This is a genomic window from Pseudomonas sp. B21-051 (assembly GCF_024748795.1).
In the GTDB taxonomy this organism is placed as follows: Bacteria; Pseudomonadota; Gammaproteobacteria; order Pseudomonadales; family Pseudomonadaceae; genus Aquipseudomonas; species Aquipseudomonas putida_A.
In genome coordinates this window covers 1,482,058-1,494,711 of record NZ_CP087166.1, presented here as the reverse complement: position 1 = coordinate 1,494,711, position 12,654 = coordinate 1,482,058, and the positions used below count along the sequence as shown (strand labels likewise).

Below are 12,654 nucleotides of genomic sequence, written 5' to 3'. Positions count from 1 at the left end.
AGATCGCAGCCTGCGGCAGCTCCTACAAAAAAGCCCTACAACAAGAAACCGTGGAGAAACCAATGAATTTGTCACTGCGTAAAGTTGCTCTGGCCGCTGGCGTCATGCTGTTCGCCGGCCAATTGATGGCCGAACCGAAACGTCCGGAATGCATCGCCCCGGCCTCCCCCGGCGGTGGTTTCGACCTGACCTGCAAACTGGCGCAGAGCGCGCTGGTCAACGAAAAACTGCTGACCAAACCGATGCGCGTGACCTACATGCCCGGCGGTGTCGGCGCGGTGGCGTACAACGCGGTCGTCGCCCAGCGCCCGGCCGATGCCGGTACGCTGGTGGCATGGTCCAGCGGTTCGTTGTTGAACCTGGCGCAAGGCAAGTTCGGCCGTTTCGATGAAACCAATGTGCGCTGGTTGGCCGCCGTCGGCACCAGCTATGGCGCCATCGCGGTGAAAAGCGACTCGCCTTACAAGACCCTCGACGATCTGGTCAAAGCCCTGAAGAAAGATCCGAGCTCCGTGGTCATCGGCTCCGGCGGCACCGTCGGCAGCCAGGACTGGATGCAGACCGCACTGATCGCCAAGGCTGCCGGGATCAACCCGCGTGACCTGCGTTACGTCGCCCTAGAAGGCGGCGGCGAAATCGCCACGGCGCTGCTCGGCGGTCACATCCAGGTCGGCAGCACCGACATCTCCGACTCCATGCCGCACATCCAGAGCGGTGACATGCGTCTGCTGGCGGTGTTCGCCGACAAGCGCATCGACGAGCCGGAAATGAAAGACATCCCGACCGCTCGCGAACAGGGCTACGACATCGTCTGGCCGGTGGTGCGTGGTTTCTACCTTGGGCCAAAAGTCAGCGACGAAGACTACGCCTGGTGGAAAGACGCCTTCGACAAACTGCTGGCCTCCGATGAGTTCGCCAAGCTGCGCGATCAGCGTGAACTGTTTCCGTTCGCCATGACCGGCCCGGAGCTGGACACCTACGTGAAGAAGCAGGTCGCGGACTACAAAGTGCTGGCCAAAGAGTTCGGCCTGATTCAGTGATCGCCTCTGTCTAGCGGCTGCGGCCTCGCGCATCGAGGCCTCGGCACAGGAGTTTCCCATGCTCTTACAACGCATTTTCGCCTCGGTGCTATTGCTGGCCTGCGTCGGCCTGGCGCTGATGGCGTGGCCGTATCAAGCGGCTTTTTCTTACGAACCGGTCGGCCCGCGCGCCTTTCCCCTGCTGATGCTCGGCCTGATGGGCCTGGCGCTGCTGTACATGGTGTTCCGCCCGGCACCGATCAAACACAGCGAAGACGAGCCACCGCTGGATCGCCAAACCCTGACCAAGATCGGCATCTGCGTGCTGTTGCTGCTGGTCTTCGCCGGCCTGTTCGAACCGCTGGGCTTCATCCTCAGCAGCATCCTGATCGGCATTCCGATGGCGCGCCTGTATGGCGGTCGCTGGCTGCCGAGCATTGTGGTGACAACGTTGATGGCCATCGGTCTGTACCTGCTGTTCGACCGTCTGATGGACGTTCCACTGCCTCTGGGCCTGCTCGACGTTCTGGAGAACTGATATGGATACTCTCGGTTATTTGGGTCAGGGCTTCGGCGTCGCGCTGAGCCCGTACAACCTGGTCACGGCCCTGACCGGCACGCTGATCGGCACCGTGGTCGGGCTGTTGCCGGGCCTGGGTCCGATCAATGGCGTGGCCCTGCTGATTCCGATCGCCTTCGCCCTCGGCCTGCCGCCGGAGTCGGCATTGATTCTGCTGGCGGCGGTGTATCTGGGCTGCGAATACGGCGGGCGGATCAGCTCGATCCTGCTGAACATTCCGGGCGAAGCCTCCACCGTGATGACCACCCTCGACGGTTATCCGATGGCGCGCCAGGGTCTGGCCGGTGTGGCGCTGTCGCTGTCGGCATGGAGTTCGTTCATCGGTGCGTTCATCGCCACCTGCGGCATGGTGCTGTTCGCCCCGCTGCTGGCGAAATGGGCGATTGCCTTCGGCCCGGCGGAATACTTCGTGTTGATGGTGTTCGCGATTGTCTGCCTCGGCGGCATGGCCGGCGATCGACCGCTGAAGACGTTTATTGCGGCGCTGATCGGCCTGTTTCTGTCGACCGTCGGCATCGACGCCAACAGCGGTGTTTATCGCTTCACCGGCGACAACATTCACCTGACCGACGGCATTCAGTTCGTGGTGTTGGTGCTGGGTCTGTTCTCGGTCAGTGAAATCCTCCTGCTGCTGGAAAAAACCCATCGCGGCCAGGAAGCGGTGAAAGCCACCGGGCGCATGATGTTCAACTTCAAGGAAGCGGCGTCGGTGGTCGTGGTGAACATCCGTTGCGGCCTGCTGGGTTTCATCATGGGCGTGTTGCCGGGTGCCGGCGCAACGCTCGCCAGTGCCGTGGCCTACATGACCGAAAAACGCATCGCCGGTACCGGCGGCAAATTCGGTCAGGGTGACGCCCGTGGCCTCGCTGCTCCGGAGACCGCGATCGGTGCTTCGGCGTGTGGCGCGCTGGTGCCGATGCTGACCCTCGGCGTACCCGGTTCGGGCACCACCGCCGTGATGATCGGCGCGCTGTCGCTGTACAACATCACCCCGGGGCCGCTGTTGTTCCAACAGCAACCGGACATCGTCTGGGGCCTGATCGCTTCGCTGTTCATCGCCAACATCATGCTGGTGATCCTCAACATCCCGATGATCCGCATCTTCACCCGCATCCTCGCCGTGCCGAACTGGGCACTGGTGCCGGTGATCGCGATCATCACCGGGATCGGCGTCTACGCCGTGCATGCGACCACCTTCGACCTGTTCCTGATGGTCGGCATCGGCATCTTCGGCTACATCCTGCGCAAACTGGATTTCCCGTTGTCGCCGGTGCTGCTGGGCTTCATTCTCGGCGGGCTGATGGAGCAGAACCTGCGTCGTGCGCTGTCGATCTCCAACGGTGCGCTGGAAATCCTCTGGTCGAGCCCGATCACCTTCGGCGTGTGGATCCTGACTGCAATCATGTTGCTGCTGCCGCTGCTGCGCATCTGGCGCAAGCGTTCGGCGGCGCAACGCGCCATCGCCGATGTCTGATCGGTCTTCCCTCCGAAGCTGGTGGGCGACCCCGCTGGTCGGTCTGCTTGGCGGTTTTATCGCCAGCCAGATCGGCTGGCCACTGCCATGGATGGTCGGCTCGTTACTGGCGATCATCCTCGTGCGCTGCCTGACCCCGTGGCAACTCACGGAAATCCCCGGCGGGCGCAAATGCGGCCAATGGATTGTCGGCATCGGCATCGGCCTGCACTTCACCCCGGTGGTGATGGAGCAGGTGCTGAGTCACTTCGGCCTGATTTTCTTCGGCGCACTGGTCACCAGCCTGTCGGCGGTGGTCGGCGTATGGTTGATGCGCCGCACTGGCGAAGATCGCGCCACGGCGTTTTTCTCAAGCATGCCCGGCGGCTCCGGGGAGATGGTCAACCTCGGCGCGCGCAATGGCGCGCTGCTCAGCCATGTCGCGGCGGGGCAGAGTCTGCGGGTGCTGGTGGTGGTGCTGTGCGTGCCGGCCGCGTTCAAGTATCTGCTGGGCGATGGCACACCGATTTCCCACGCCGGCAACGTCGATTGGCGCTGGCTGGCGATTCTGTTTCCTACGGGCGCCCTGCTCGCCTGGCTCTGGCAGCGTTTACGTCAACCCAATCCGTGGCTGTTCGGACCGTTGCTGGTCAGTGCCACGGTGAGCATTGCCTGGGATTTGCACATCGGTCTGCCGGACGGTGGCAGTCAGATCGGCCAGTGGCTGATCGGCAGCGGGCTGGGCTGTCACTTCAATCGACAGTTCTTTCGTCGCGCGCCGTCATTCATGGGTCGTACGCTGATCGGCACGGCGCTGACCATGTTGATCGCGACATTGGCGGCTTTGGGTTTGAGTGCACTGACCCATCTGGATCTGCGCTCGCTGACATTGGGCATGATGCCGGGCGGCATTGCCGAGATGAGCCTGACGGCGGAGACCCTGCAACTGTCGGTGCCGCTGGTGACGGCGATGCAGGTGATGCGACTGCTGTTTGTACTGTTTCTGGCAGAGCCGTTGTTCAAGTATTGGAACCGTAATCCCGAGTAATACCGCGCCGCCCTTTTCGCGAGCAGGCTCGCTCCCACAGGGTTTTGAGGTGTTCACACAATCTGTGGCAACCACAGGAACCTGTGGGAGCGAGCCTGCTCGCGAAGGGGCCCGCCCATTCAACTCATCAAACCGGCGGCAGACGCCACTCGATCGGCGCCTCACCATTCTGCTCGAGAAACTTGTTGGTCCGGCTGAAATGCCCGCAGCCGAGGAATCCACGATAAGCCGACAACGGCGATGGATGCACCGACGTCAGCACCAGGTGCTTGGTCGCATCGATCAGTTTCTGCTTACTCTGCGCGTGCGCACCCCACAGCATGAACACCAGATGCGGCTGCCGTTCGCTGACCACCTCAATGATCCGGTCGGTGAAGAACTGCCAGCCCTTATCCTTGTGCGCGTTGGCATTGGCGCGCTCGACAGTCATGGTGGTGTTGAGCATCAACACGCCCTGATCGGCCCAGCTCTGCAGGTAGCCGTGGTCGGGAATGTCGATGTTCAGGTCGCGCTTCAACTCTTTGTAGATGTTGACCAGCGACGGCGGCGCCGGCACGCCCGGTTGCACCGAGAAGCACAAGCCATGGGCCTGGCCCGGGCCGTGATACGGGTCCTGGCCGAGAATCACCACTTTGACTTTATCCAGCGGCGTCGAATTCAGCGCGTTGAAAATCAGCGGGCCCGGCGGGTAGATTTCCTTGCCGGCCGCCCGCTCCTGCTGCAGAAAATTGCGCAACTCTGCCATGTAAGGCTGGTCGAATTCAGCACGCAGTGCCTCCTTCCAGCTCGGTTCGAGTTTGATACGGTCGTCAGCAGTCATGGTCATACCCGGCAAAAACAATGGGGCGAACCCTAGGAAAGCCGACCACGCTTGTCAATTGATCTGACACAGATCCGGCACTTTCCCACACAGCGATCATACTGAACGCTCAATTTCCCGATCGAGGTCACGATGAATCTGCACTTCGAAGAACTCACCGGCACCGACGGCGCCCGCCTCGGGATCGCCAGCCTGGATGCTGAAAAGTCGCTCAACGCGCTGTCCTTGCCGATGATCAATGCGCTGAGCGACAAACTGAACGCCTGGGCCAAGGACCCACAAATTGTCTGCGTGCTGCTGCGCGGCAATGGCGCCAAGGCGTTCTGCGCCGGCGGCGAAGTGCGCAGTCTGGTGGAGGCCTGCCGGGCCCACCCCGGTGAAGTCCCGCCACTGGCGGCGCAGTTTTTCGCCGCCGAGTATCGATTGGACTACAGTCTGCACACCTACCCCAAACCGCTGATTTGCTGGGGCCACGGTTACGTGCTCGGCGGCGGCATGGGCCTGTTGCAAGGCGCGAGCATGCGGATCGTCACGCCGAGCAGTCGCCTGGCGATGCCGGAGATCACCATCGGTCTGTATCCGGACGTCGGCGCCAGTTGGTTTCTCTCACGGTTGCCGGGCAAGCTCGGCTTGTTTCTTGGACTGACCGGCGCGCACATGAACGGTCGTGATGCCATCGATCTGGATCTGGCCGACCGCTTTCTGCTTGAAGAGCAGCAACCGCAACTGATCGAAGGCCTGCTGCAACTCAACTGGCAGGAACAGACCGACATGCAACTCAATAGTCTGCTCAAGGCCCTGCAACAGGAAGCCGTCGGGCAGATGCCCGAGGCGCAATGGCTGCCGCGCCGCCAGCAGATCGATGAACTGCTCGACGTCAGCGACGTCACCTGCGCCTGGAAGGCCATCAGCCTGCAACGCGACAGCAGTGATCCGCTGCTCGCTCGCGCCGCGAAAACCATGAGCGAAGGCTCGCCGCTGACCGCGCATCTGGTCTGGGAACAGATCCTCCGCGCCCGCTATCTGTCGCTGGCCGAAGTGTTTCAGATGGAATACACCCTGAGCCTCAATTGCTGCCGGCACCCGGAATTCAGCGAAGGGGTGCGGGCACGGCTGATCGACAAGGATCAGAAACCGCACTGGCATTGGCCGGACATCAATAACGTCCCGGACGCGGTGGTCGAGGCGCATTTTCACAAGGTCTGGGAAGGTCGGCATCCGTTGGCGGATCTGACGCAATACTGAATGCCCGGCAAATCGCAGGCACAAAAAAAGCGGCGCTCAATGCGCCGCTTTTTTGTTTGCGGATGATTACCAGCGACCGCCTCGCCCGCCGTGGTCACCCCGGTTACCGTGATGATCACGGCCACCCCGGTCACGATCCCAACCACCACCGCGGTGCCCGTCCCAGCGCCCGCGATCGTTGTCGTGCCAGCGGCGGCTCTCGTAGTAGCGTGGCGCTGGCTGGTAGTAACGCGGCGCCGAGTAGTAACGCGGAGCCGGTTGGTAGTAACGCGGGGCCGCCTGGTAGTAGCGCGGGGCCGAGTAGTAGGTGCTGCCGCCGCTGTAATAGGTGCCGCCAGTGTTGTAGTACGCCGGAGCGGGTGAGGTGTAGACCTCTGAGCTGTAATAACTGTCTGCGTAGGAGTAGGGAGCGCAACCGGCAACGGAAAACATCATCGCAGCAAGTAGAAGAATTCGTCGATACATGGCGGCCTCCTGGACCGCGGGTAGCCGCACCAGCGACGCTGGCAGGCATCAGTCGTTTATTCGGTGACTGACGAAACATCTGACAGCGTTTTCCGAATCTGGTGCGCTTCCGTAACAAGTTGAAACATGTGATTGATGAAATCCTGTTCATTTGGAAAACACTGTCATTCAGCCGCCGATCAGTGGTGCCCACCGTGAGCCGCCGCTGTGATAACCGCGTCCGTAGCCGCCGCGATAGCCGTAGCCGCCGTAGTAATAATGAGCACCGCCGTAGTAACGCGGTCCGTAATATCCGCCGTAGTAATAAGGCGAGTAGTAGCCTGGATAGTAATAAGTGGCAGGGTAAGCATCGTAAGGACCGGCGTAGTAATAACATCCGGACAGACCCAGGCCGAGCACCGCTCCCAGCAGCACCCGGCGCAACCGTTTGGAAGTAATCATGACGGCCTCCTGAAAGACCTGCGGCCGCAGCAGGACAGCGCAGCCGACACAGTTTTTGACTGTCAGCTCCGGGGCAAGTGCCGAGCGCGCAAAAGCTTCAGATCAGCGGTGTCAGTCACACTGCCCCCCTGTGGGAGCGAGCCTGCTCGCGAAGAAGGAGTGTCAGACGACATTTACGTTGGCTGACCCACCGCTTTCGCGAGCAGGCTCGCTCCCACAGTTAGCCTGCGTAATGTCCAGGAATACATCGGTGCCCATCACCGTACATGCTGATGACACCTTGCATACCCTGCTGTCTCGGGCCGATCATGCGAAGTAGCAGGCCAGACAAACTGGCCGTAACCGCAATTGCGTGGAAATGCCTTACTCGTCCTATGCCTGAATCCGACACTAAACCCGACCTCTGCCCGGCCTGTGGCGCGCGCAACGACTGCACCCTGGCCGACCCGCGCACTGCCGACCAGGCCTGCTGGTGCTTTGGCGTGAGCATCGACCCCTCAGTGCTCGAAGCCCTGCCGGCCGAACTGCGCAATCAATCCTGCCTATGCCCGCGCTGCGCTCAGGTCGAAGCGCAACTGCAAGCAGCGGCGCGACCGATCCCGTAAGATACGCGGCCCTTTATCCGCCGATTCCAGACCATGCGCGTCGACCGTTTCCTCAGCAACCTGCCCCGCTATAACCGTCAGCAGGTTCGCCTGTTGCTGGTGGAAAAGCGCGTGCGGATCGACGGAAAAGTCGTCAGCGACCCGCACAGCGAAGTGCTGGAGTTCAGCCGCGTCGAAGTCGACGAAGAAGTCCTGCAACTCGGCAAACCGGCACGCTACTTCATGCTGCACAAGCCGCCGGGGTGCGTCAGCGCCACTCGCGATCCGCAGCACCCGACGGTGCTTGACCTGATCGATGAACCGGACAAGGACGACCTGCACATCGCCGGTCGCCTCGACTTCAACACCACCGGACTGATGTTGATCACCAACGATGGCAGCTGGTCGCGACGCCTGACCCAACCGCAGACCAAACTGCCGAAGGTCTATTACGTCGAGACCGAACAGGAGATCGGGCCGCAATACGCGCTCACATTTGCCGATGGCATCTACTTCGCCTTCGAAAACCTGACCACGCAACCGGCGCAACTCGAAGTGCTCGGCCCAAGAGCGGCGCGTCTGAGCATCGTCGAGGGTCGCTACCATCAGGTGAAGCGCATGTTTGGTCACTTCAACAACAAAGTCTTGCGCCTGCATCGCGAATCCATCGGCCCGCTGTCGCTGGATAACGCGCTAAAACCGGGCGAGTACCGCGCTTTGCGCACCGAAGAGATCCATTTGTTCTAAGCCGGCGACCGCTCAGCAGAAGTTGTCGAACAATTTACCAACGGCACTTGCGCGATCCCTCTCCCACTGCTTGAATCAGGACGTCGGCCAAATTGTGACCGATTAGTCACACCATACATCCAAGAAACTTTTTGCCGGTCGTCAGCCCCTTGGGTTGCGCCTCAGCCGGCAGACTGCCCGCCAATAACAACACCCGTCGACCGCAGTCATGGATCGACATGGGCCAAGCAAATTCCAGGCGTATGCCTACCTGTCACAAAGCTCGTGCAATCTCTATTTGCGCGCATACCCGCTTGCTTGCCAGGAGTCTTATGACATGAGGCCAGAAATCGCTGTGCTGGATATACAGGGTCAGTATCGGGTTTACACGGAGTTCTATCGCGCAGACGCCGCAGAAAAGACCATCATCCTGGTCAACGGCTCGATGGCCACGACTGCGTCGTTTGCACAGACTGTGAAAAACCTGCACCCGCAATTCAACGTGGTTTGCTACGACCAGCCCTACGCGGGCAAATCGAAAATCCACAACCGTCACGAGAAACATCTGACCAAGGAAGTCGAAGGGCAGATCCTGCTGGAGCTGATCGACCACTTCGGCGCCGAACACGTGCTGTCGTTTTCCTGGGGTGGTGCGGCGACACTGGTTGCCCTGTCACACCAGCCGCGGCGTATCGAGAAAGCCGTGATCAGCTCGTTCTCGCCGGTGATCAACGCACACATGCTTGATTACCTGGAGCGCGGTGTCGATTACCTCGGCCAGCGCGACGGCGATCGCGTCGGGCACCTGGTCAACAGCACTATCGGCAAACACCTGCCGTCACTGTTCAAGCGCTTCAACTATCGCCACGTCAGCAGCCTGGCCGAGCACGAATACGGGCAGATGCACTTCCACATCAGTGACGTGCTGCACAGCGATCGCCAGTGCTATTTGAATGCGGCGAAGAAGATCAACGTGCCGGTGCTGTTTCTCAACGGCGAATGGGATGAATACACCGCCGCTAAAGACGCCCGGATATTCGGCAACCACGTGGCGCACAGCACCTTCACCACGCTGCAGGCCACCGGCCACTTCCTCGACATGGAACACAAGGCTGCGTGCCGCGATAGCCAGAACGCCTTGCTTGGTTTCCTGAAACCCTCAACGCAGTCGAGCCGAACGCGTTACGCGTTCGTCCAGGATCACCATGCATTGGCCATTTGAAAAAGCGTCGTCGCGAGCGAGTCTGTGGGGCTGAAAAACCAGCATGGACTGTCCTGCAGATTCGCCCGCGAATGACCGTTTTCAATGCTGTAACGCGCTGCGAGCAAAAGAAAAACTTCAAATCTGCGCCCGACTCTGGTACAAAGTCAGCCGCTCTGAGCGGGTATAGTTTAGTGGCAAAACGAAAGCTTCCCAAGCTTTAGTTGAGGGTTCGATTCCCTCTACCCGCTCCACTCAATCAGGTCCCACGTCGTGTTATCACGGGGGATGCAGGAACAGAAAAAACCGGCCTACAGGGCCGGTTTTTTTGTGTCCGGGATTTGTCCCCATTGCCCCGTAAAGGCCTGCAACACACCCATCATCCCAACGCGAAGCCCAGCCTAGACTGGACCTTGCCAGCGAGCCAATTAAAAGACGATGACCGCTCGGTGGTTATGGTGTTGATCAAAAAAAATCAGTAGTTATAGTACCCACCAAGCACACCACAAGGAGGTGTGGTGAATAGCCGCTTTTTAATCGGTCAACTCGTCGCAGACGGCTGGTATCTGGTGCGGGTCAAAGGCAGTCATCATCACTTTAAACATCCCATCAAGCCTGGACTGGTGACGGTGCCGCACCCGAAGAAAGACCTGCTAAAGAAAACGGCCATCAGCATTTTGAAACAGGCGCTGCTCTGACTTACTCCGCCAACAGCGCCCAGGAGGACCACGAACATGCTTTACCCGATCGCAATTTCAATAGGTGATGAAGAACACGCTTGGGGAGTGGAAGTGCCGGATATTCCCGGCTGTTTTTCTGCCGGCGATGATCTGGATGATGCCGTCGCAATGGCTCGCGAAGCCATTGAGGGTCATTTCGAAATTCTGGCAGAGGACGGTTCGCCGATCCCGCCAGCCAGCAAGCTTGGCGTGCACGTAGTGAACCCGCAGTATGCCGGTTGTGCCTGGGCTGTGGTTGATATCGACGTTACCAAATACCTGGGCAAGGCGCAGAAACTCAACATCACGCTGCCCGGCCATCTGCTCAACCGCATTGATGAATATGTGCTTCATCACCCGGAAGAGAAAAGTCGTTCGGGGTTTCTGGCTTCGGCAGCGTTGAAGGTCTTGCAGCAAGGTTGAATGCAAACCCGGCTCTCCGCCAGGATTTCCCCATCACCCATCATCCACAACCCTCCCCATGCGCGGCCATCGACGAATACGCGTTTTGACTTTCGAGGGACTCCATGGCGCGGCCGCCGTGCCGCTGATGACCAAACTCAAAAGAGCAACTCACGCATGACGCAAAACATTTACGACGACCCGGAGTTTTTCCAGGGTTACAGCCAGATGAACCGCTCCATCGGTGGCCTCGATGCCGCGCCGGAGTGGCCGGCGCTCAAGGCATTGCTGCCATCAATGCACGACTTGAATGTGGTCGACCTCGGCTGCGGCTATGGCTGGTTCAGCCGTTGGGCCAGTGAACATGGCGCCGCCAATGTGCTGGGGCTGGATGTCTCGGAAAAGATGCTGGAGCGCGCGCGCGAAACCACTGCGGCGGTGAACATCAGTTATGAACGCACCGACCTTGAACATCTCGACTTGCCGGCCTGCAGTTTCGATCTCGCCTACAGTTCACTGGCGCTGCATTACATCAAGGATCTGCCAGGGCTGTTCGCTCGTCTGTACGCGGCGTTGAAACCGGGCTCGCATTTTGTGTTCTCCATCGAGCACCCGATCTTCATGGCACCGCGCAATCCGGGCTGGCTGGTCGACAGCGACGGTCGCAAGCGCTGGCCGCTGGACAGTTATCAGATGGAAGGCGAGCGAGTGACCCACTGGCTGGCCGACGGGGTGATCAAGCAGCACCGCACGATTGGCACCCTGTTGAATTCGTTGATCGCGGCGGGCTTTGCCATTCGCCATGTCAACGAATGGGGCCCGAGCGATGCAGAGGTGGCCGCGCAACCAGCGCTGGCTGAAGAGCGGGAGCGGCCGATGATGATGTTGGTGGCGGTGCAGCGCTAGCTCGCGGCATATACATTGTGGCGAGGGAGCTTGCTCCCGCTGGGACGCGAAGCGCCCCGAAGAACCTGGGCCTGCTTCGCAGTCCAGCGGGAGCAAGCTCCCTCGCCACAGAATTGGTGTTTGCCGTTACCGAGTCGCGACGATGAACAGCCGAGGAAACGGCAACAGCACCGAACCATCCGACAACGCCGGATAAGCCTCGGCAACCGCCGCCAGATACTGCGTCAGATATTGCGCCCGCTCCTCTTCAGTCAGCGGATTCAAAAACGGAATCAAGCCACTGCCCTTGAACCACTCCACCACCCCCGCCGCTCCACCTGACAATTGATGGTGATAGGTAGTACGCCACACATCGACCCGCGAACAGTGCGGACGCAACATCGAGAAGTATTCGCTGGCACTCGCCATGTCGGTGCGCTGCCCGGCGGCGCCGGCGAGTTTCGCGGCCCATGGGCCATTGGCGGCGACTTCGCGCATCAGTCGATGGGAAGGCTCGTTGAGGTTGTCCGGCATCTGGATCGCCAGACTGCCACCGTCCGAAAGCTTACCCGCCAACGCCGGCAGCAACGTCGCGTGATCCGGCACCCATTGCAGCACTGCATTGGCGAAGATCACATCGAACGGGCCTTGATCCGCCCAACTATCGATTTGCGCGACTTCGAACTGTAACTGCGGCAGCCGCTTGCGCGCCGCGTCAATCATGTCCGCCGAGCTGTCCAGCCCTCGGACCTGCGCCTGCTCAAAACGCTGCACCAGCAGTTCGGTGGAGTTACCCGGGCCACAACCGATATCAACCACCGATCGCGCCTGAACCATGGGAATCGCCGCCAGCAGATCACGGGCCGGGCGGGTGCGTTCATCTTCGAAAGCGACGTATTGTCTGGCGGACCAACTCATTGCGTTCTCCTGTCGGGACATTCTTGCGGTTCGTCACAATACAGGCAGCGCTGCGCGCAGTTCCAGAGAGGCTTATTGCAAGGGATGTCTCCGCTTTCACAATTATTGGCAGGAGTCATTTGTAAGTAGAATTTTCATCACGCCCCGG

The 12,654-nt window shown here is 60.2% G+C and carries 15 protein-coding genes, 1 tRNA gene and 1 pseudogene; 13 read left to right on the top strand and 4 right to left on the bottom strand.

The genetic code is table 11. The annotated features are described in order from the left end of the window. The first annotated feature begins 62 nt into the window (after positions 1–62). Genes LOY52_RS06695 through LOY52_RS06680 form a run of 4 tightly spaced genes read left to right on the top strand, consistent with a single transcriptional unit; the run spans position 63 to position 4,100 of the window. Entirely contained in the window at positions 63–1,040 is a 978-nt protein-coding gene (locus LOY52_RS06695) for a tripartite tricarboxylate transporter substrate binding protein (protein WP_027614454.1), read from the top strand. Positions 1,041–1,098: 58 nt separating this feature from the next. After that, complete coding sequence (locus LOY52_RS06690; protein ID WP_134785621.1) at positions 1,099–1,557, top strand: tripartite tricarboxylate transporter TctB family protein; 459 nt, start codon at positions 1,099–1,101, stop codon at positions 1,555–1,557. Position 1,558: 1 nt separating this feature from the next. Further along, complete coding sequence (locus LOY52_RS06685) at positions 1,559–3,073, top strand: tripartite tricarboxylate transporter permease (protein ID WP_258678845.1); 1,515 nt, start codon at positions 1,559–1,561, stop codon at positions 3,071–3,073. Continuing rightward, positions 3,066–4,100, top strand: coding sequence for an AbrB family transcriptional regulator (locus tag LOY52_RS06680; RefSeq protein WP_007963258.1), 1,035 nt, complete (start codon positions 3,066–3,068; stop codon positions 4,098–4,100). Before LOY52_RS06685 ends, LOY52_RS06680 begins: the two co-directional genes overlap by 8 nt. A gap of 127 nt (positions 4,101–4,227) precedes the next feature. Here LOY52_RS06680 and ung read toward each other — a convergent pair whose 3' ends face one another. Further along, entirely contained in the window at positions 4,228–4,920 is a 693-nt protein-coding gene (ung, locus tag LOY52_RS06675) for a uracil-DNA glycosylase (RefSeq protein ID WP_202369438.1), read from the bottom strand. Between the two features lie 132 nt (positions 4,921–5,052). On the opposite strand from ung, the gene LOY52_RS06670 reads away from it, so the two are divergent. Further along, positions 5,053–6,165, top strand: a complete 1,113-nt coding sequence (locus tag LOY52_RS06670) for an enoyl-CoA hydratase/isomerase family protein (RefSeq protein ID WP_258678844.1) — start codon at positions 5,053–5,055, stop codon at positions 6,163–6,165. Between the two features lie 66 nt (positions 6,166–6,231). Here LOY52_RS06670 and LOY52_RS06665 read toward each other — a convergent pair whose 3' ends face one another. Then, positions 6,232–6,630: a hypothetical protein gene (locus tag LOY52_RS06665; RefSeq protein ID WP_007963255.1), complete on the bottom strand. Its 399-nt coding sequence runs from the start codon at positions 6,628–6,630 to the stop codon at positions 6,232–6,234. A 168-nt stretch (positions 6,631–6,798) separates the two neighbouring features. Further along, positions 6,799–7,071: a hypothetical protein gene (locus tag LOY52_RS06660; protein WP_258678843.1), complete on the bottom strand. Its 273-nt coding sequence runs from the start codon at positions 7,069–7,071 to the stop codon at positions 6,799–6,801. A 259-nt stretch (positions 7,072–7,330) separates the two neighbouring features. Between LOY52_RS06660 and LOY52_RS27300 the strand changes: the two are divergent. The 8 genes and pseudogenes from LOY52_RS27300 to LOY52_RS06625 all read left to right on the top strand — a co-directional run. Continuing rightward, positions 7,331–7,453 (top strand): annotated as a pseudogene (locus LOY52_RS27300) (GGDEF domain-containing protein); the annotation flags it as partial. Beyond that, positions 7,446–7,676 (top strand): cysteine-rich CWC family protein, encoded by a 231-nt coding sequence (locus LOY52_RS06655; RefSeq protein WP_258678841.1) that lies wholly within the window; start codon positions 7,446–7,448, stop codon positions 7,674–7,676. The pseudogene LOY52_RS27300 and the gene LOY52_RS06655, both read left to right, overlap by 8 nt. A 33-nt stretch (positions 7,677–7,709) precedes the next feature. Then, on the top strand, positions 7,710–8,402 hold the full coding sequence (locus LOY52_RS06650) for a pseudouridine synthase (RefSeq protein ID WP_258678840.1): 693 nt from the start codon (positions 7,710–7,712) through the stop codon (positions 8,400–8,402). Between the two features lie 316 nt (positions 8,403–8,718). Next, complete coding sequence (locus tag LOY52_RS06645; protein WP_258678838.1) at positions 8,719–9,603, top strand: alpha/beta fold hydrolase; 885 nt, start codon at positions 8,719–8,721, stop codon at positions 9,601–9,603. A gap of 159 nt (positions 9,604–9,762) precedes the next feature. Further along, positions 9,763–9,836 (top strand) — tRNA-Gly (locus LOY52_RS06640). 264 nt (positions 9,837–10,100) lie between these two features. Continuing rightward, positions 10,101–10,280 (top strand): type II toxin-antitoxin system HicA family toxin, encoded by a 180-nt coding sequence (locus LOY52_RS06635; RefSeq protein WP_007963251.1) that lies wholly within the window; start codon positions 10,101–10,103, stop codon positions 10,278–10,280. 36 nt (positions 10,281–10,316) lie between these two features. Next, on the top strand, positions 10,317–10,724 hold the full coding sequence (locus tag LOY52_RS06630; protein ID WP_247267806.1) for a type II toxin-antitoxin system HicB family antitoxin: 408 nt from the start codon (positions 10,317–10,319) through the stop codon (positions 10,722–10,724). 156 nt (positions 10,725–10,880) lie between these two features. Further along, positions 10,881–11,609, top strand: coding sequence for a bifunctional 2-polyprenyl-6-hydroxyphenol methylase/3-demethylubiquinol 3-O-methyltransferase UbiG (locus tag LOY52_RS06625; protein WP_258678835.1), 729 nt, complete (start codon positions 10,881–10,883; stop codon positions 11,607–11,609). Between the two features lie 126 nt (positions 11,610–11,735). On the opposite strand, the gene tam is transcribed toward LOY52_RS06625, so the two are convergent. Beyond that, on the bottom strand, positions 11,736–12,506 hold the full coding sequence (gene tam / locus LOY52_RS06620; RefSeq protein WP_258678833.1) for a trans-aconitate 2-methyltransferase: 771 nt from the start codon (positions 12,504–12,506) through the stop codon (positions 11,736–11,738). Between the last annotated feature and the right edge of the window lie 148 nt (positions 12,507–12,654).

Coding starts and splice junctions, on each gene's coding strand:
- LOY52_RS06695 (WP_027614454.1), top strand. CDS start 63: ATGAATTTGTCACTGCGTAAAGTTGCTCTGGCCGCTGGCGTCATGCTG.
- LOY52_RS06690 (WP_134785621.1), top strand. CDS start 1,099: ATGCTCTTACAACGCATTTTCGCCTCGGTGCTATTGCTGGCCTGCGTC.
- LOY52_RS06685 (WP_258678845.1), top strand. CDS start 1,559: ATGGATACTCTCGGTTATTTGGGTCAGGGCTTCGGCGTCGCGCTGAGC.
- LOY52_RS06680 (WP_007963258.1), top strand. CDS start 3,066: ATGTCTGATCGGTCTTCCCTCCGAAGCTGGTGGGCGACCCCGCTGGTC.
- ung (WP_202369438.1), bottom strand. CDS start 4,920: ATGACTGCTGACGACCGTATCAAACTCGAACCGAGCTGGAAGGAGGCA.
- LOY52_RS06670 (WP_258678844.1), top strand. CDS start 5,053: ATGAATCTGCACTTCGAAGAACTCACCGGCACCGACGGCGCCCGCCTC.
- LOY52_RS06665 (WP_007963255.1), bottom strand. CDS start 6,630: ATGTATCGACGAATTCTTCTACTTGCTGCGATGATGTTTTCCGTTGCC.
- LOY52_RS06660 (WP_258678843.1), bottom strand. CDS start 7,071: ATGATTACTTCCAAACGGTTGCGCCGGGTGCTGCTGGGAGCGGTGCTC.
- LOY52_RS06655 (WP_258678841.1), top strand. CDS start 7,446: ATGCCTGAATCCGACACTAAACCCGACCTCTGCCCGGCCTGTGGCGCG.
- LOY52_RS06650 (WP_258678840.1), top strand. CDS start 7,710: ATGCGCGTCGACCGTTTCCTCAGCAACCTGCCCCGCTATAACCGTCAG.
- LOY52_RS06645 (WP_258678838.1), top strand. CDS start 8,719: ATGAGGCCAGAAATCGCTGTGCTGGATATACAGGGTCAGTATCGGGTT.
- LOY52_RS06630 (WP_247267806.1), top strand. CDS start 10,317: ATGCTTTACCCGATCGCAATTTCAATAGGTGATGAAGAACACGCTTGG.
- LOY52_RS06625 (WP_258678835.1), top strand. CDS start 10,881: ATGACGCAAAACATTTACGACGACCCGGAGTTTTTCCAGGGTTACAGC.
- tam (WP_258678833.1), bottom strand. CDS start 12,506: ATGAGTTGGTCCGCCAGACAATACGTCGCTTTCGAAGATGAACGCACC.